Source organism: Streptomyces sp. NPDC055140 (assembly GCF_053607285.1).
The window spans coordinates 112,659-128,012 of sequence record NZ_JBSGTG010000025.1 but is presented as its reverse complement, the minus strand read 5'-3'; the positions used below and the strand labels follow the sequence as shown (position 1 = coordinate 128,012).

Sequence of the window (15,354 nt, the reverse complement as noted above, 5' to 3'; positions counted from 1 at the left end):
CGACGCGGGGTGCAGTCAACCGCCCCAGACCCACCCCCGAACACCGGGCGTGGGACAGGACGCAAACCCAGCACCACAGCCAGTGGCGCCCGTTGTGCAAGCCAGGGACTTTCAGTCCCGGGTCGTTGACTCCTGATCACGCGACGGGGCGGAGACGTGTGCCGCTCAAAAAGTCATCGCCGCTGGTCAAGCGGCATAGCGATACGCGAGCGTCTGGTCACGAGGTGCGGGGCCCCGGCTACTTCTTGGCCTTCTCGTCGTTTTCCTTGAAGCAGACAACGAACCAGTCTCCCGCGCCTGACTGGGTGAGCGAGCCGGTCGTGCCCGGGACGTCGGAGCACGAGAAGGTGTCGACGACGCCGTCCTTGTCCATCTTGAGGACCTTGTAGTCGGCGTGCGGGTCGGTGCAGTCGAGCTTCTTGGTCTTCGCTTCCTTGCCCGTCCCGACGTTCTGGAAGCAGTCGCCGGACTTGAGCGACGCGGACTGGTCCTTCATGTCGGAGGGGCCGAAGGCCCAGAGCGCCACCAGGCCCGCGAGGACGAGGACCAGGCCGAGGAAGATCAGCCGGTTGCGGCGTATCTGCGCCGGGGTGTACGAGGCGGTCGGGCCGCCCAGGGGCGGAAGGTTGGACACGGGTGGTTCCTCAGGCAGTCAGGCAGTGGGGGATGCGCGGAGGCGACCATGAATCTAGCCCACTGCCCCTACTCGTCGTTCGCTGCCCCTGTCAGGAGAGATTCCACTTGCCCGTGCGCGTGTCGTCGACGCTGGTCGAGTCCATCCGGTACGTCGCGGCCGTGATGTTCGCGTCCTCCGGCACGTCGAACACCGCCCAACCGGTGGTCCGCTCGCTCGACTTGAGGATGATGGTGGTACCGAGGGTCTCGCCGACCTTGAGCGTATTTTCGGGCGGGACAGGTGCCGACTGCCGCGCCGTCACGCCATCCAGAAGAACACCGCGGTCATCCGCTTGTCCTCGAGGGTGCTGCCCGAGTAACTGGTGGCGGTGTGCATCATGTTGGCCGTGTAGAGGAGCAGCCGGTTGTATCGGTGCGGCACGCGTATGTCCTCGGTGAAGGAGTCGGGCGCCACGAAACGCGTGCCCAGGGCGTCGACCAGGTTGTTGTGCGGTGCCGTCACCATGTTCCCGCCGAGTCTGCCGCCCGGCAGGCTCTGTCGGTAGAAGCTGGTTCCGCAGTCCTTGGGCACGTTCGGATTGAGATAGAGCACCGCTGCGTACCGGCACAGCGATCGCGAGTCGGTGTGCGGGCGCGGCTCGCACTCGTCCTTGCCCACCACCTGAACGCAGTTGTGGTTGAGGGTGCCACCGCCCGGGGCCGTTTCCTGCCAGAGCGCCTGTGCGCCGGTCGCCTTCCTGACCAGCCTTTCGACGCGGGCCAGTTCCGCCGGTTCCAGTCCCGGCATGGTACGGAGCCCCGGCCAGCTCTCGGGCTTGTGCGGGTAACCCTCGGCCCAGTCGTCCTTGGCGAGGCAGCGGGCCCGGACCGCGTCGACGTCGGGCAGCACATCGTCCAGCACCCAGTAGTCCCGTCCGGATGTGGGTTTGCGGTAGGGGAGGACCGGAAGGGCTGAGGGCCTTGTGGTGTGTGGGGACATGCGGCCGACCATACGGTCGGCACACGGCACCGTTCTCCCGAGAATTGGTCAACCTTCCGTCAACTCATCACGGCACTACAGCTTGAGGGGCTCAAGAAGTCATCGCTGCAGTTGGGGTAATGGGGAGCAATAGCCTGCGACGCTGTGGCAGTGAGCGTTTCGCTGGTGCCGCAGTCGATTCTCGTTCACGATCTTGCGGGGCTCGAAAACTCGTCGTTGCTGGTCAGGCTGTGTATGACCGGCACCGGACCGAACTGTTCCCCGCCCAGCCGTGGTCGGCGACGACTCGTGCGGAGCCGGGATCCAGTTGGTCGCCGGCACCCTAGTGCTCCTTGGTCTCGTGCACCCGCTGGGCCGCACTGATCGCCTCGGGCGCGATGGCGTTCGCTTACTTCGACGTCCACCAGAGGGTCGCGCTGTCGACCGTTCAGAACGGCGGCGTGCCGTTGCCGTCGGTCCTGTTCTGCTTCTTCCTGCTGATCTTCACCGGCTCCGGCTCCGGCGTCTTCGGCGTCGACCGACTCATTGACGAACGCACCGGCCGGGACGCCGCGCCGGTCACCGAGCAGACCCCGATAGCGGTCCGAGTCCCGGGAGCGGCTCACTGCGAGGATGATCGGTTGCCACCTCGGCGGTGGTCTGTGGCCCAAGGTACGCGGGCCTCCGCTGCCACCCTTCGCAGTGCGGTCGGCGGCCGATCCGGCGCCGCCTCGCGTTCCTGGACTTGAACGCCGCCAGGTTCTCCCATGTGCTTCGCCGGTGTTGTGCTTCAGCGCTGTCGTGCCACGAACGGCAGAAGTATGGCGTGCGAGGCGGCCCTGGAAAACACTCGACGCACAGGTCCATCCCCGCCACGGCCTCGTCCTTTACACTTTCGCCGTCACATAGCGTGAGGAATGATGTGAGAAGAGTGATTGAAGTGCTGCGTAGTCCGCGGCGCCCCCTCGTGCTCGGCGCGGTGCTGACCGTCGCGCTCGCCGCACAGTCAGCTCTGCTCGTCGCCCAGCAAGTGCAGATCGACGACCTGCGGATGCAGCCCGTCGACGTCCAGGCGAGCGTTAAACCTGGCCCTTCAGGGCCGTCCGGTCCCCCTGGTCCCTCTGGTCCCGGTGGCCCTATCGGTCCGGCAGGCAAGGACGGCACGGACGGCAAGGACGGCAAGGAAGGCACGAACGGGAAGGACGGCACGAGCGGGAAGGACGGGAAGGATGCTGTCGTTCCGCCGGCGCCGGCTGCAAGTTAGACACCCGGCCGCACTGGCCGACTCCTCCGGCGTGCACTGGAGGGTATTCCGCCCTTGCGCGGGGCCGGACAGTGCAGTCGGAGTTGTGGACAGCGCCCGGACGGGGTGCAGCGCCGCCGAGAGTGCCGGACGCACCGGTGGCACGGCGCGGGATCGCCAACCGGACGCCGGGGACCGTTCCCGGTCCGTCGCATTGATAGCGGTTGTGGTCTGAAAGCAGACGCCGAAGCCCGTGACACATCTTGGGCTTCTCTGCGCCGAAGGGGCGCCCGAAGCAGGTGAACATGGTTCCGCACACCCGCCTGCGCTGCGCCAGTGACGTGCTTCAGCCCCTCCCCGCGGTGATGGGCAGAAGTGAGGTGTCCGGTCGCCCCGTGAAGGACGCTCGACGTAGAGGTCCGCCTTTGCCGCGCCTGCCCTTTGCTCCTTGTCATCACATAACGTGAGGAATGATGTGGGAAGTATGAAAGCGGCGTGGGGTAGCCCGCAACGCCGCCTCGCGATCGGCGCAGCGCTGACCATCATGCTCGTCGCGCAGGCGGCTGTGATCGTCGCCCACCAGCAGCAGATCGACGAACTCCAAGCACGGCGCATCGCCCTCCAGGGGAACAGCGTCCAGCAGGGTCTGCCCGGCCCGCCTGGCCCCTCCGGCCCCTCCGGCCCGCCTGGCCCTACCGGCCCGACAGGCGTGCCGGGGTGGCATGGGCGAAACGGTCACCACGGCCCACCGGGGCGCGACGGAAGGCCAGGGAGGCATGGCAGGAACGGGAAGGTTATCTACCTCAGGTCGTGCCGCCATGCGGCCGCCTGTACCCGCTGCTCTTCAGAGCTGTCACCGGTCACTACGCGTCCCTTTCACCAGCCGCCTAGGTCAGCCCGAGGTCCGCGAGCTGCTGGAGTTTGTCGTCGGTGAGTTTGTCCCGCCGGCTCTTGGTGTTGGTCAGCCACACTCCGCGCCTGACCTGGGTCCCGTCTTCCGGCTGTTCCACCCACGACAGTGTCGGTACGCCATGAGAAGGGATCATGGTTCACCTGGGGAGCGCGAGAATCAGCAGGTGAACACGATGCGCGAATAGTGGCACCCTTCAGGCACTCGGCGCGTGAACTCAAGGCTCCCACCGGATCGACGCCGAGGATTTCAACGACAAGCTCCGCGAGTGGGAGGACTACTACAACTACCGTCGCCCCCATGGTGGCCTCGGCGGCCCGACCCCCTTACGAACGCCTCAAGCAGAAGACCGCGACCCAGGCGTAATCGATGATCTTCAGTCGCACACTCGGTGGCTCACTGCATCGTTAGTACCACCTTGCCCGCAAGTTCTCGGCGCTCGAGAGCCGCGTGCACGTCGGCCGCCTGCAGAAAGGGGTACGTGGCAGCGATGCGCGGTGTGAGTTCGCCGCGGTGCGTCATGTCGAGTAGTCGGGTGAGGGCTTCGCGGTACCAGGTGTGGTCGGCCTTGATCTCGTTCGGCACCATGCTCAGGGCGGTGCGGCGGCCCGGCCGCAAGTTCATCATCTTTACGCGGGCGGCGCCGCGTACGGTGTCACCCACCATACGTCCCGGGCGGCCGCTGAACGCATAGCTCACGAGCACCCCGCCGGGGGCCAGTACCCGGTAGCCCTTCCGCAGGTTGGGGCCGCCGATGTGGTCGAAGACCGCTTGGACGCCGTCCGGCTCGCGCTCTTTCAGGACTGCTTCGAAGTCCTCGCGCCGGTAGTCGATGGGCGTGACGCCATGGCGGTCGAGGGCCTCGGTGCTGCCTGGCGCGGATGCGGTGCCGTACATGCGCAGGCCGCGCATTGCGCCCAGGCGGCTGACGGCCTGGCCGACACCTCCGCCAGCGCCGTGAATCAGCACGGTGTCGCCGGGCTGGAGGCGGGCGTGGGTCTCCAGCAGGCTCAGAGCGGCCGGAGCCAACACAGAATCTGGCCGCGCCCCCAACTGGCGTGGATGCAGGAGCGTTCGTGACCCGCGAGCCGATGCGGCAGCGTCCCGCCTTCTGCTCCGACAGGGGGCGGGGTGTATCGGCGTACAGGGATGCGCTGATGCGCGCGCGCCTCTAGCTGCGGGGCCAACCGGGATGGGACCCGTCACGTATGGCGACGAGCCAGCTGTTCAAGTCGCTTCCCGGCTTCTGCAGTTGGTCGAGCTCTTGAGTGAGGCGTGCTCTGCACCCCCAGGCGGACCGCAGGCACCGCTCTGCTTCGACCTGTGGGCGCGACGTTCCAACCTTGAGAACACGGCGGTCGGCCAAGAAGTTCATGACCCTCTGCGCGACCACCCTGTCCTTGGTCGTGAACTCCCACGTGACGCCAACGCCGAAGACATTGAACGATGTTGGTCTGGCTCCCATTGGTCCCCCTGCTCGGGTAACTAGGCCGTCGATGCTGCGTCGTGTCCGACCCCGTCTGCCGAGGAGCGATCGAGGCGTTCATCAATCGGTGGTCACCCGACGTTGCTGCAGTCGGGCGAAGCGCTCGGCCAGACCGAGATCGTCCAGCAGCGCCAGGGTCGGGGGATGCACTGTGTGGCCGCGGAAGTCGCGCAGAAAGTCCCCGTGTTTCTCCAGGACCGTGACGTCCACGCCGGCGCGGGCCAGCAGCAGGCCGAGGTCCATTCCCGCGGGGCCGTCGCCCACCACGCAGCACGTTGTCCGCTCCATCGCAGCCCTTCCCTTCGGTGACATCCACGACTCGGGTCAATGGGGCATATACCCTCAAAAATGACAACTTTGCCGTGTGGGTTCGTGACGACCCCTGGAGTGCCTGATGAGCCAGCAGCCGTTCCTTATGCCTTATGCCGATCCGGCGTTCATGGCGGATCCCTTCCCGCTCTACCGGCAGCTGCGCGAGGACGGCCCGGTACGGCGCGCCGTCCTCGCCGGTGGCCTCGAGGCATGGTTGGTCACACGCTATGAAGACGGCCTCGCAGCCCTCTCCGACTCACGGCTGAGCAGCGACGTCCGCGACGCCTCGGACCCCCGGCTCCTCCAGCGGCTGCCCGCCACGGAGCGCGATTCAATGCTGCGCACCATGCTCCGCTCCGACCCGCCCGACCACACCCGCCTGCGCCGCCTGGTCTCCAAGGCGTTCACCGCCCGCAGGGTGGCCGAGCTGCGGCCACGCGTCCAGGAGATCACCGACGGATTGCTCGACGCGATCGTGCCCGCAGGCAAGGCCGAACTCGTCGAGGACTTCGCGCTGCCGCTTCCCGTCACTGTGATCAGCGAACTGCTCGGAGTGCCCGCCTCCGACCGGGACGACTTCCACCGGTGGACCGACGACATGATCCTTCAAGGAGCCGAGCCGCCGGACCCGGCCCGGATCGACCGAGCGTGGCAGCAGATGCGCTCGTACCTGACCGGACTCCTCCAGGGCAAGCGAGCCCGGCCCGGTGACGACCTGCTCAGCGCGCTGATCGCCACCCGGGACGAGGAACACCGGCTGGACGAGGACGAGCTGATCGCCATGTCGTTCCTGCTGCTGGTGGCTGGATACATCACCACCGTCAACCTGATCGGCAGCGGTATCGCCGCACTGCTCGCCCACCCCGCCCAGCTGCAGATGCTGCGGGACGATCCGGAACTTCTGCCCGGCGCCATCGAGGAGTTCCTGCGCTACGACGGACCGGTCAACCCCGGCATCGCCCGGTTCGCGCGCGAGGACGTCGCCATCGCGGGAGTGGCGATCCCGCGCGGCGCGACCGTGCTGGTCGCCTCCGCCATCGCCGACCGCGACCCGGCGCAGTTCCCGGACCCCGACCGCCTGGACATCACCCGGCAGGACAACGCGCACCTCGCCTTCGGGCACGGCATCCACTACTGCCTGGGAGCGCCACTGGCCCGGCTCGAGGGCCAGATCGCCATCGAAACCGCCCTGCGCCGCCTGCCTCGTCTCAGCCTGGCCGTGCCGCCCAGCGAACTGCGATGGCGTTCGGGCGGTCTGCGCGGCCCCGAACAGCTGCCTGTCACGTTCACCTCCGACGCCTCCAGCTGACTGCACCACACGGAGGACTACGTGTCCCACCGATCACGGCATGTGGCTGCTCGTTGCACGTGTGCTCTGCGCCTGCCCAGACCCTTATGTGGCCGCCGAGACGGGCATCTCGCGGGGGCACCGCGCACACGTGGGTGCGCCGGTGGCGGGCGCAACGCCACCCCACCGGCCGCCCTCGACGTAGCGGAAGCCGTGGAAGGTGAACCGCGGCTCGTACGTCTCCTTGTCACCGTGCCGCAGACTGCCATTGCTGCCACACCGCACTCGGCGGCAAGCCCCCTCATCAGTCGTTTGAACAACACTGCGGGACTATGCACCCAGGAGTCCGGCGAACAGTGACAGAACGAGCGCCGCAGCCGAAGTCGCCGCGACAGGCGACGCCTTCGGGACGGTCGTCCGGGCCGGGCAGCAGTGAGCCGGGCCCGGCAACGCCCAGCCGGCTCGCTGCGGTCATGTGGTCTTGATGTCGTCCACGCGCTCGCCCTCCGCCTGGGACGGCTCGGTCCTGGGGACATCCGGGTGCTGGGCTGCACGCTCAGCCAGCTCGTCGCGCTCGCCCTCGGCTTGGGAGGGTGTGTGAGAGTACAGCCAGGTGTCGTAATCCGAGGCTTCGGACTTCATGGCGGGCCTCCCTTGGTCGCTCATCTCCCATGCTCCTCCGTCGACCCCAGCAGGGCGAGACCAGCCAGCACTGCATCTCGCGTCCCAAGCCAATGAAGCTGCTGGATGCGCATCCGATCCCCGGTGGTACTGAAATTCGCCGACATCTCTGCAGCCGACCACGCTCAGGGGTTCCCAGGACTCACCGTCGGGCTCCTCCGGGATCTGCCGCGGGCCACGGCGGCCAGGACGGGCAAGATCTGCTGACTGCTGCGACGCAAGGCCGTCACCCGGACACGGGCATCGATCAAGCCCGAGAAACGATCTTCGGATGTCTCATGGCGATCTGACAGATGCACAGTGCAGGGAGGCACCGCCTCGCCTCACGCCGTTGCCGACACCGCGAGGGCTTTTCCAACTGCGTAGGTAGCAGTGGGTGACCGGTCGAGATTCCGGGGGTGAAACCGGATGCGACGACCGCCACCTACGAGCCAAGGGGAACGCTTCTCACCCGGGGGCGAGACCAGGAGACTCCCCGCCGTCGGGGTTGGGTGCGAACGGTTGTGGGGGCCGTCCCAGTTCATGGGATGGCATGCTCGGCCTGCGGCGGCAGGTCCACGGGGTACGGCTCGACGAAGTCGGCCGAGCGGCTCACCTGTTCCCAGGCGCCCGCCTCGGCCAGTTGGCGGCGGGAGTAGTCGAGTGCCATGGTCACCGCGTTCACCCCGAGCAGCAGATGGCCCGGGACCCGACCGCGCCGCACCGTACGCACGATGATCGCGGCGGCCCGCTCAGGGTCGCCGGCACCGCCGGACGTGCCCTGGCGCACCCGCCGGTTCATCGCGCCCACGGTCTCGTCGTAGGCGTCCGGAACAGGATGGACGGTCATGGACGAGCCGGCCCAGTCGGTGGCGAAGCCGCTCGGCTCGACGACCATGACCTGCACCCCGAACGGCGCGGACTCCGCGGCCAGCACCCGGCTGAAGCCGTCGACCGCGAACTTGGCCGCCTGATACGAGGCGATGCCCGGGGAGCCGCCGACGCGCCCGCCGACCGAGGAGAACTGCACCACGGTGCCTGACCCCTGCCGGCGCAGGGTGGGCAGCACCGCCTTGGTCACGTTGTAGACACCCCAGAAGTTGGTCTCGAACTGGGCGCGGAAGTCGTCGTCGTCCGACGTCTCGACCGGTGACACGTTCGCGTACCCCGCGTTGTTCACGAGCACATCGATGCGGCCGAAGCGGGCGAGCGCGGCGTCGACCGCCGCGCGTGCCGCGTCGGGGCTGGTGACGTCCAGCGGCAGGGCGAGGACGCGGTCGCCGTACTCCGCCAGTTCCTTCGCGAGGGCCTCGGGGCGACGGGCGGTGGCCACGACGAGATCACCCGCGTCGAGGACGGCAGTGACCAGGGCGCGGCCGAATCCGCGGGACGAACCGGTGATGAACCAGACCTGTTGCGTAGTGCGTACGTCTTCACTCATGCATTTAGTACAACACCGTTCTCTAAATAACGCAACGGCGTTCCGTTAGACGTTCCTATGATGGCCCCATGAGTCAGCCAGCGTTCCAGCGGGCGCGCAGCGCCGAGGCCAAGCAGGCGCGTGAAGGGGCGATCCTGGACGCGGCCCGGGTGCTCGGCCGGGGACGCGGCATCCGCGACGTCACCCTCACCGACATCGCCACCGAAGTGGGCATGCACAAGTCGGCGCTGCTGCGTTACTTCGAGACGAGGGAGCAGATCTTTCTCGAGCTCACCGCGGAGGGCTGGCGGGAATGGTCCGCTTCGCTTCGCGCCGACTTGGCAGCGCGGTGCGAGGCGACGCCCACGGACGTCGCCGAGGCCTTCGCCGCGACGCTGGCGGCGCGCCCCATGTTCTGCGATCTGCTTGCGCAGGCGCCGCTCAACCTGGAGCGCAACGTGTCGCTGGAGGCGGTACGCGCGTTCAAGCTCGTCACGCTGCACGAAGTCGACCTGATCGGCGGCGAGCTGAGCCGCCTGCTGGGCCTCACCGAAGAGCAGGTCCTCGACATGATCTCCACCGCCACCGGCATGGCCGGCGCGCTGTGGCAGATGGCCAGCCCGGGCCCGCGCCTGCGGGAGCTCTACGCCGACGACCCCCGGCTCGGGCACGCGATCGTCGAGGTGGAGCCCCGACTGTGCCGTATTCTCGCCGCGTTTCTGACGGGAGTCGGGGTCCCAGCCCGTTGAGGCTCTCCAGCTTCGGCCGGTCTCCCGCCGTTGGCTGTCTTCGCTCATGCGTCGAGCATCCCGGCGCCACCTGAACACCTGGCGGATCTGAGGTCCCATCGACCGGCCGCGTCCGCCCTTCAGCCGAGGGCGATGCCGACGCTCCAGGGGATCAGCCATCCTCACGGCAGCGCGACCGGGGGGATGTGGCCGAGGCCTCCCCGGTGATCCGCTCCAGGTCCGTCATCAGCGCGTCCAGCCACGAGACGGCCGCGTAGTACACCCGCGGCGCGCCCGGCGGCTCCACCGCGAAACCGTCGAAGTCGGGGTCCCGCACCGGCACCGGGGCATGTGGGGTGTCGCCGCCCGGATCGAGCCGCGCCGACACCAGCAGCATCCGCCCGGCCACCCGGTCCCCGAGGCGGGACACGGCCGCCGACGGTTCCAGCTCCAGGGGCGGTACGACGATCCGCTCGGGCGGCACCAGCAGCCGGTCGGCTCCCCACAGGGTGTGATGGGCGGCCATCAGGGTCGCCTGCCAGTCCTGGGGGCCGTCCTGGTCGGCGGGTTCAGGGGGTCCTGCCGAGCCCTGCGGATTCTGGCCGGGGTGGGCGGCGGCCAGGATCTTCGGCTCGCTCTGGAACTGCGCGTACGCCGACTCCGCCAGGCCCAGCGAGTGCTGCAGCGAGCGGTGGCCCGGCGCGGCTGTCACCGGCGCCCGCACCCCGCCCGCGGCCAGCTGGGCGGTGGTCGCCACCACGTTCTCCGCCGCGCCGCGCAGCAGTACCGCCATCGACCGCCGCAGTTCGTCGTGGGCACCCCGTGGCCAGGCGAGCAGCCCGAAGACAGCGCCGATCGCGCTGCCGGTCAGCACGTCCAGCAGCCGGAACTCGGCAAGCTGCCAGGTCGCGGGCGCCAGTTGTGCGAACACCAGCGCGACCACCAGCGTGAACATCGCCTGGGCCCAGCCGATGCCCTTGACCGGCCCCAGCGTGAACGTGATCAGCATCAGCGGCGGCAGCACCGCCGCGTACACGGCGATATCGGTCCCGAGCAGCGTGAACAGCCCGGCCACGATCAGCGCGCCGACCAGGGTCCCGGTCAGCGCCACCCGTACCGTCGACCGGGTCTCCCGCACGGTGGTCCGGGTCAGAGTCAAGGTCGCCAGCAGCACCCAGAAGCCGTGCGGCAGCGTGTCCACCCCCGCGATCAACCGGGCCGCGGCCAGGGCCAGGCTGATCCGTACCGCGTTCTGGAAGAACACCGACCGGGTGCCCGCGTGCCCCACCATCCGCCACCACCACAGCTGCGGCGCGCGCTTCCGGGCGTACCAGAACCGGCCCGGGGCCGCCTGTGCCGCGCCAGCCCGGCCCCGTACGGCGATGGCCGCAGCCGTGGACATCGCCAGCCCTGCGTCCGCGAGCTCCAGCACCGCCGCGTTCCGGCGCAGCGCGGCCGGCGAGACGTCTGCGTCCGGGCCGGCCGCCAGGGTGGTACGGGCTCGCAGCAGCTCGGCGTGCGCTTCCCCGGCGGCGGGAGCCCGGCCCCGCAGGCGGTCGGCCGTCTCGCGGGCCGTGTCCCGCACCGCGCGCAGCACGACCAGCCCGACCTCGGATTCGGCCTGCCCGGGATTCGGCTGCGGGGGAGCGGTCAGCCGCGCCAGCAGGGTGCGGGTGGCCAGGCCGGTGTGGGCCAGGCCCCGGTCCCGCACGCTCGGCCCGGCCGGCCGCTCGGCCTCCGGCACCTGCGAGGACCGCAGCGCGGAACTGGCGGCCCCGGCCTCCTGCGCCGTCCGGGCGGTGATCGCGTACGGCGGCCCGGTCAGCTCCTCGGCACACCGCCGGGCGCTGTCGGCGGCCCGCGCGGCCAGCTCCCGGTAGGGGACGGTGAGAGGATCCGGCAGCAGGAACGTCTCCGCGAGTACGAGGAACACGATGCCCACCGAGGCTCCGGCCAGCCGGCCGCCGAGCGAGCCGGGATCGTAGGGCGGGAACGACGGCAGGATGTACATCAGCTGGAGCCCGGGCGCGGCCCCCGCCGGGCGCGGGCCGCCCACCGCGGAGAAGGCCAGCGCGAAGCCGACCACCAGCATCCCCGCCGTCGCGCTCCAGGTCCGCACCGACAGGTAGGTGCCGACGGTGATCAGCACCAGGCAGACCGGCAGCAGCCGCGCCACCACCACGGCACGCTGCCGGCCTGTCCCGGGGATGTGCGACAGTCCCGCCAGCGACACAGCGGCGAACAGCGCATAGGTCGCTGCGTCGGCCGAGCCGAAGCCGTACAGGAACAGGTAGAACCCGGCGCCGGCGGCCACCGTGACCCGCACGGAGCGGCGGGCCGCCGCCCGGTAGGCGGCGGGCAGCCGGACCCGGGGAACGCCACCGGTACCACCCATGCCACCAGGATCACCCCGAGACGTGCGGGCCGCTCGCCCGGGAGGTCGGTCGACCTGGAACTCGCCCATCCGGTTTAAGCCGTCGGCGCTCTCGATCGTCGCGGGCTGACGATGTCGTGCGTACGGCTGACGAGCGGCCGCATCGTCTCCAGGGCCGCCCGGAAGTGCTCGGAGGTCACGTCGGCCTCGGCGGCTGTGGGGTTCCAAAGTCTGTGCGGGCGTTGGCCCGGTGTTTTCCACGGACACACCGGTGTCGACCGGCGAGGGAGGAACGCCCGGTGAGCGCTGCCCAGTCCGTGAACGCCGGCTAATTGACCCATGAATTGGGCCACGAAGTGCACCTCATGACAGGTCTATCTGCTCTATAAAGTTGCGTTCACAAGGCGCCGGGAGAGCCCGAAGCCGCAGCTCATAGGCAGGAACAACGATCATGAACGCGCAGACCGCACCCAAGGCCGTCCTCACTCGTGCCGCCATCGCCGAGACCACTGCGGACCCCAGCAGCGTGATGACACTGCTCGCGGACTACGGCGCGGACGGCAGCGCCCTCACCAGCTACCGCTCCACCTTCGCGAAGGGCGCGGTCGGTGCTCCCGCGCACTTTCACACCAAGGCGTCCGAGCTGTTCTTCGTCTTGGACGGCGCCTTGCGCGTGCTGATCGATGACGAGGTCAAGGTTTTGGAGAAGGGCGACTTCCTGCTGGTGCCGCCGCATACTCCGCACGCCTTCGCTGCGGCCCCGGGGCGCGAGGCGGATGTGCTGTTCGTCTTCAGCCCGGGCATGCCGCGCTTCGACTACCTGCGCCTGCTGGGCCGTGTGATGCGCGGCGAGGCCGGTTTCGAGGAGATCAAGAACTCTTCGGAGCTGTACGACAACCACTACGTCGACAGCCCTGTCTGGCAGGCCGCCCTTCAGGACGCCAAGTAACTCTGCGCGGTGGCTCAGCCCTTCAGGCCCGACGACGTGATCCCCTCCCGAAGCGGCCGCTGCCCGATCACGAAGACCGCCACCGCCGGGATCAACGGCAGCGCAACTCCCGTGAGGACTAAGGAGATTGGCCAGGTCCCGAGGTTGCTCTGCAGGGAGCCAGGTCCAGCGGCAACGGGAAGTTCTGGTTGCTCGTCTCCAGGATGAGCGGCCGGAAGAACTCGTTCCAGTGGTAGTTGAATGCCCGCACTCCGACGATCGCCAGGCCCGGTGTCGCCAGCGGCGCGTAGACCGAGCGGAAGATCCGCCATGGCCCCGCTCCGTCGATCATCGCGGCCTCGCCCCGTTCCCTCGGCATCGTCGTGAAGTACTGCCGCATCAGGAACGTGCCGAAGGCGGTCGGCACCGTGGGCACGATCAACTGCGGCCTCGCCGATCAGGTTCCGGTGAAGGCCATTGCGCGGGTTGTTGGTCAGGCAGTGCCCGTCGCCGGTCTCCAGGTTGCGGCCGACCGGCCAGGTGGTGCCGCTGTCACTGGAGAGGGAGAGAGTCATAGGGGCGCGCGGGGCACCCCAAAGGCGTCGCCCGCCGCCTTGTCTTTTGGGCCTCCCTCCGCCCCCTTCATCAGGTGCCCGCGGGATGGGCGCCTGCCCCGTCCAGCCCCCCGACCTTCACGACGGCAGCGCGGGGCAACGCTGAGTCGGCGCGCCACGGGCGTGCTCTCGGCATCGGTCAGCCGGGCCGGGAGAAGGCCTTCTCCCGAAGCCTCCGACTCACTGCGTCATACCAACTCGCTCCAACCCTCATCCCCGAGGTTCTGGACGCCCGCCCGACCTGCTTTCCCGACACGGTTCGGGTGGCCGTCGAACTCCGGCACACCTCGTGGTGGGAGACGGAGCGGAAGCCCCGGGCGGTGCTGGAACGGCATGGAGCGCGCTGTGCTGGGCAGGTCGGTGGTCCCGCCCGGTGACGCCGCTGTGGCGTAGGGCGTCGTGGGGGTACGTACGGTTTCGGCGGCGGCGTCGCAGAGCCGCCGCCCGGGCCGGACGGTGAGCCGTGCACCTCCGGCCCCGCCGGCACGGTCCACGTCCTGAGGGAAGCGGAAGACCGAAGGCGGCACCTGCACCACCGGCGGCATGGCGAGGCCGGCGCACCCGTCGTCCCGTGACATCAGTCACACGGACTTTTGGCTCTCAGGTCGTCGAATAGTAGATCGAGGCTCGGCGGCATAGCGCGTTTTATCCGCCTTGCTGAAGAAATACTCCGAGCCAGATCGAGCGGTATTCGACCCGCTCGACACTTTGGCCCGTTCGGGCGGCGAACAACGGCTTCTGACGGACCAACGGACTTCTTCGTCACCTCGGGAGCCGGACCAGCACGCCTGCGCGCCCGTTTCAAGAGCCGTCCATCGCTACGAGCCGTGGTAGTACTGCCGCCTGTTGCCGCACCCCGACACGAGTTCCAAGAATGTCGGCCGCAAGGCGTCTCCGCGGCCCTGGTGCAGGAACTGGGCAGAGCCGGACCCCCTGGGGGCGCTCCGCGATCACCGAGCGAGGTCACGCATGAGGAAGCACCGCAGGAAGTCGTACCACCGGCCGATAGCCATCGCTGTCATCGCCGTAGGAGCCGTGGGTGTGCCCTCCGCCGCCATGGCCTGCCTGAACACTCAGGGTGATGCGGGCGGTCGCCCCTCCGGCCACTGGGAGAACGCGAGCTCCCACCATCGGTGGACGGGCTCGTCCTGGGGCCATGCGCCGGCTGCGGGAGCGTCGAAGAGCCCCGCTGCGGCTTCCCGCGCACCGCAGACCACCGCGTCTCCCGGCGCACCGGCTACGACCGCACCGGCATCCGGGGCCACGGCCCGCGTGCTGACGCTCGTCAACAACGAGCGCAGCAAGGCCGGATGCTCCCCGCTGACCATGAACGCGAAGCTGACCAAGGCCGCTCAGGACCACAGCAAGGACATGGCATCCCACCGGAACATGTCCCACACGGGTTCCGACGGGTCGTCGCCCGGTGACCGGATCACGCGTGCCGGTTACGGCTGGAGCTCCTACGGCGAGAACGTCGCCTACGGCTACTCCACGCCCGAGAAGGTCATGGCGGGCTGGATGTCCAGCCCGGGCCACAAGCGCAACATCCTCGACTGCTCGTTCAAGGAGATCGGCATCGGCCTCGCGCAGCCCAACAGCTACTGGACTCAGGACTTCGGCACGGCCCGATAGGGACACTGCGGGGATGGTGCGCATCCTCCATCGGATGAGGCCCCGACCGGAATTGGACCGTGCCCCCATCAAATGGTGCGGGACCAGCCCGCTGTAAATCTGACGGCTCAGCCTTCCCAGGTTCGAATCCTGGCACCGCCGTCCCCTCACCGGGTTCTACGCACC

At 68.9% G+C, this 15,354-nt stretch carries 16 protein-coding genes and 3 pseudogenes; 7 read left to right on the top strand and 12 right to left on the bottom strand.

Annotated elements, in window-relative coordinates; all coding sequences use genetic code 11:
* Positions 1-238 precede the first annotated feature (238 nt).
* From ACWFR4_RS36170 to ACWFR4_RS36160, 3 genes are all read right to left on the bottom strand, one after another.
* Entirely contained in the window at positions 239-634 is a 396-nt protein-coding gene (locus ACWFR4_RS36170) for an LppU/SCO3897 family protein (RefSeq protein ID WP_453656111.1), read from the bottom strand.
* A gap of 91 nt (positions 635-725) precedes the next feature.
* Positions 726-938: a hypothetical protein gene (locus ACWFR4_RS36165; protein ID WP_453656110.1), complete on the bottom strand. Its 213-nt coding sequence runs from the start codon at positions 936-938 to the stop codon at positions 726-728.
* Positions 935-1,615, bottom strand: a complete 681-nt coding sequence (locus tag ACWFR4_RS36160) for a DUF6445 family protein (RefSeq protein WP_453656109.1) — start codon at positions 1,613-1,615, stop codon at positions 935-937. Before ACWFR4_RS36160 ends, ACWFR4_RS36165 begins: the two co-directional genes overlap by 4 nt.
* A 332-nt stretch (positions 1,616-1,947) precedes the next feature.
* On the opposite strand from ACWFR4_RS36160, the gene ACWFR4_RS36155 reads away from it, so the two are divergent.
* Both ACWFR4_RS36155 and ACWFR4_RS36150 read left to right on the top strand, forming a co-directional pair.
* The gene (locus ACWFR4_RS36155) at positions 1,948-2,343 is read left to right on the top strand and encodes a DoxX family protein (protein WP_453656108.1); all 396 of its coding nucleotides are present in this window, start codon (positions 1,948-1,950) and stop codon (positions 2,341-2,343) included.
* Positions 2,344-2,534: 191 nt separating this feature from the next.
* Positions 2,535-2,858, top strand: coding sequence for a hypothetical protein (locus ACWFR4_RS36150; protein WP_453656107.1), 324 nt, complete (start codon positions 2,535-2,537; stop codon positions 2,856-2,858).
* Positions 2,859-3,291: 433 nt separating this feature from the next.
* On the opposite strand, the gene ACWFR4_RS36145 is transcribed toward ACWFR4_RS36150, so the two are convergent.
* On the bottom strand, positions 3,292-3,441 hold the full coding sequence (locus ACWFR4_RS36145) for a hypothetical protein (protein WP_453461300.1): 150 nt from the start codon (positions 3,439-3,441) through the stop codon (positions 3,292-3,294).
* 283 nt (positions 3,442-3,724) lie between these two features.
* Positions 3,725-3,847, bottom strand: coding sequence for a hypothetical protein (locus ACWFR4_RS36140; protein ID WP_453656106.1), 123 nt, complete (start codon positions 3,845-3,847; stop codon positions 3,725-3,727).
* Between the two features lie 136 nt (positions 3,848-3,983).
* Between ACWFR4_RS36140 and ACWFR4_RS36135 the strand changes: the two are divergent.
* Positions 3,984-4,113 (top strand): annotated as a pseudogene (locus ACWFR4_RS36135) (integrase core domain-containing protein); the annotation flags it as partial.
* A 30-nt stretch (positions 4,114-4,143) separates the two neighbouring features.
* On the opposite strand, the gene ACWFR4_RS36130 reads toward ACWFR4_RS36135, so the two are convergent.
* Positions 4,144-4,776, bottom strand: coding sequence for a zinc-binding dehydrogenase (locus ACWFR4_RS36130; protein WP_453656105.1), 633 nt, complete (start codon positions 4,774-4,776; stop codon positions 4,144-4,146).
* A 526-nt stretch (positions 4,777-5,302) separates the two neighbouring features.
* Positions 5,303-5,521: pseudogene (locus ACWFR4_RS36125) on the bottom strand (FAD-dependent monooxygenase); the annotation flags it as partial.
* Positions 5,522-5,627: 106 nt separating this feature from the next.
* On the opposite strand from ACWFR4_RS36125, the gene ACWFR4_RS36120 reads away from it, so the two are divergent.
* Positions 5,628-6,854 carry a cytochrome P450 family protein gene (locus tag ACWFR4_RS36120; protein WP_453656104.1) on the top strand — a complete coding sequence of 409 codons (1,227 nt, stop codon included), beginning with the start codon at positions 5,628-5,630 and terminating at the stop codon, positions 6,852-6,854.
* 84 nt (positions 6,855-6,938) lie between these two features.
* Here the strand turns inward: ACWFR4_RS36120 and ACWFR4_RS36115 are convergent, their stop codons facing one another.
* The 3 genes from ACWFR4_RS36115 to ACWFR4_RS36105 all read right to left on the bottom strand — a co-directional run bounded on the left by ACWFR4_RS36115 (position 6,939) and on the right by ACWFR4_RS36105 (position 8,934).
* A complete protein-coding gene (locus tag ACWFR4_RS36115) occupies positions 6,939-7,118 on the bottom strand; it encodes a family 78 glycoside hydrolase catalytic domain (RefSeq protein WP_453656103.1) in 180 nt (59 codons plus the stop codon).
* A 186-nt stretch (positions 7,119-7,304) separates the two neighbouring features.
* A complete protein-coding gene (locus ACWFR4_RS36110; protein ID WP_453461286.1) occupies positions 7,305-7,475 on the bottom strand; it encodes a hypothetical protein in 171 nt (56 codons plus the stop codon).
* 559 nt (positions 7,476-8,034) lie between these two features.
* On the bottom strand, positions 8,035-8,934 hold the full coding sequence (locus ACWFR4_RS36105) for an SDR family NAD(P)-dependent oxidoreductase (protein WP_453656102.1): 900 nt from the start codon (positions 8,932-8,934) through the stop codon (positions 8,035-8,037).
* Between the two features lie 68 nt (positions 8,935-9,002).
* On the opposite strand from ACWFR4_RS36105, the gene ACWFR4_RS36100 reads away from it, so the two are divergent.
* The gene (locus tag ACWFR4_RS36100; protein ID WP_453461281.1) at positions 9,003-9,662 is read left to right on the top strand and encodes a TetR family transcriptional regulator; all 660 of its coding nucleotides are present in this window, start codon (positions 9,003-9,005) and stop codon (positions 9,660-9,662) included.
* 151 nt (positions 9,663-9,813) lie between these two features.
* Here the strand turns inward: ACWFR4_RS36100 and ACWFR4_RS36095 are convergent, their stop codons facing one another.
* The gene (locus ACWFR4_RS36095) at positions 9,814-12,036 is read right to left on the bottom strand and encodes an FUSC family protein (protein WP_453656101.1); all 2,223 of its coding nucleotides are present in this window, start codon (positions 12,034-12,036) and stop codon (positions 9,814-9,816) included.
* A gap of 430 nt (positions 12,037-12,466) precedes the next feature.
* Between ACWFR4_RS36095 and ACWFR4_RS36090 the strand changes: the two genes are divergently transcribed.
* On the top strand, positions 12,467-12,964 hold the full coding sequence (locus ACWFR4_RS36090) for a cupin domain-containing protein (RefSeq protein WP_453656100.1): 498 nt from the start codon (positions 12,467-12,469) through the stop codon (positions 12,962-12,964).
* Between the two features lie 14 nt (positions 12,965-12,978).
* Here the strand turns inward: ACWFR4_RS36090 and ACWFR4_RS36085 are convergent.
* Positions 12,979-13,385, bottom strand: a pseudogene (locus ACWFR4_RS36085) (carbohydrate ABC transporter permease); the annotation flags it as partial.
* 1,141 nt (positions 13,386-14,526) lie between these two features.
* Here ACWFR4_RS36085 and ACWFR4_RS36080 point away from each other — a divergent pair.
* Positions 14,527-15,189: a CAP domain-containing protein gene (locus tag ACWFR4_RS36080; protein ID WP_453461269.1), complete on the top strand. Its 663-nt coding sequence runs from the start codon at positions 14,527-14,529 to the stop codon at positions 15,187-15,189.
* Positions 15,190-15,354 lie beyond the last annotated feature (165 nt).

Excerpts from the sequence above, each read along its gene's own strand:
- ACWFR4_RS36160 (WP_453656109.1), bottom strand. The coding sequence starts at position 1,615 with ATGTCCCCACACACCACAAGGCCCTCAGCCCTTCCGGTCCTCCCCTAC.
- ACWFR4_RS36105 (WP_453656102.1), bottom strand. The coding sequence starts at position 8,934 with ATGAGTGAAGACGTACGCACTACGCAACAGGTCTGGTTCATCACCGGT.
- ACWFR4_RS36080 (WP_453461269.1), top strand. The coding sequence starts at position 14,527 with ATGAGGAAGCACCGCAGGAAGTCGTACCACCGGCCGATAGCCATCGCT.
- ACWFR4_RS36095 (WP_453656101.1), bottom strand. The coding sequence starts at position 12,036 with ATGGGTGGTACCGGTGGCGTTCCCCGGGTCCGGCTGCCCGCCGCCTAC.
- ACWFR4_RS36110 (WP_453461286.1), bottom strand. The coding sequence starts at position 7,475 with ATGAAGTCCGAAGCCTCGGATTACGACACCTGGCTGTACTCTCACACA.
- ACWFR4_RS36120 (WP_453656104.1), top strand. The coding sequence starts at position 5,628 with ATGAGCCAGCAGCCGTTCCTTATGCCTTATGCCGATCCGGCGTTCATG.
- ACWFR4_RS36090 (WP_453656100.1), top strand. The coding sequence starts at position 12,467 with ATGAACGCGCAGACCGCACCCAAGGCCGTCCTCACTCGTGCCGCCATC.
- ACWFR4_RS36100 (WP_453461281.1), top strand. The coding sequence starts at position 9,003 with ATGAGTCAGCCAGCGTTCCAGCGGGCGCGCAGCGCCGAGGCCAAGCAG.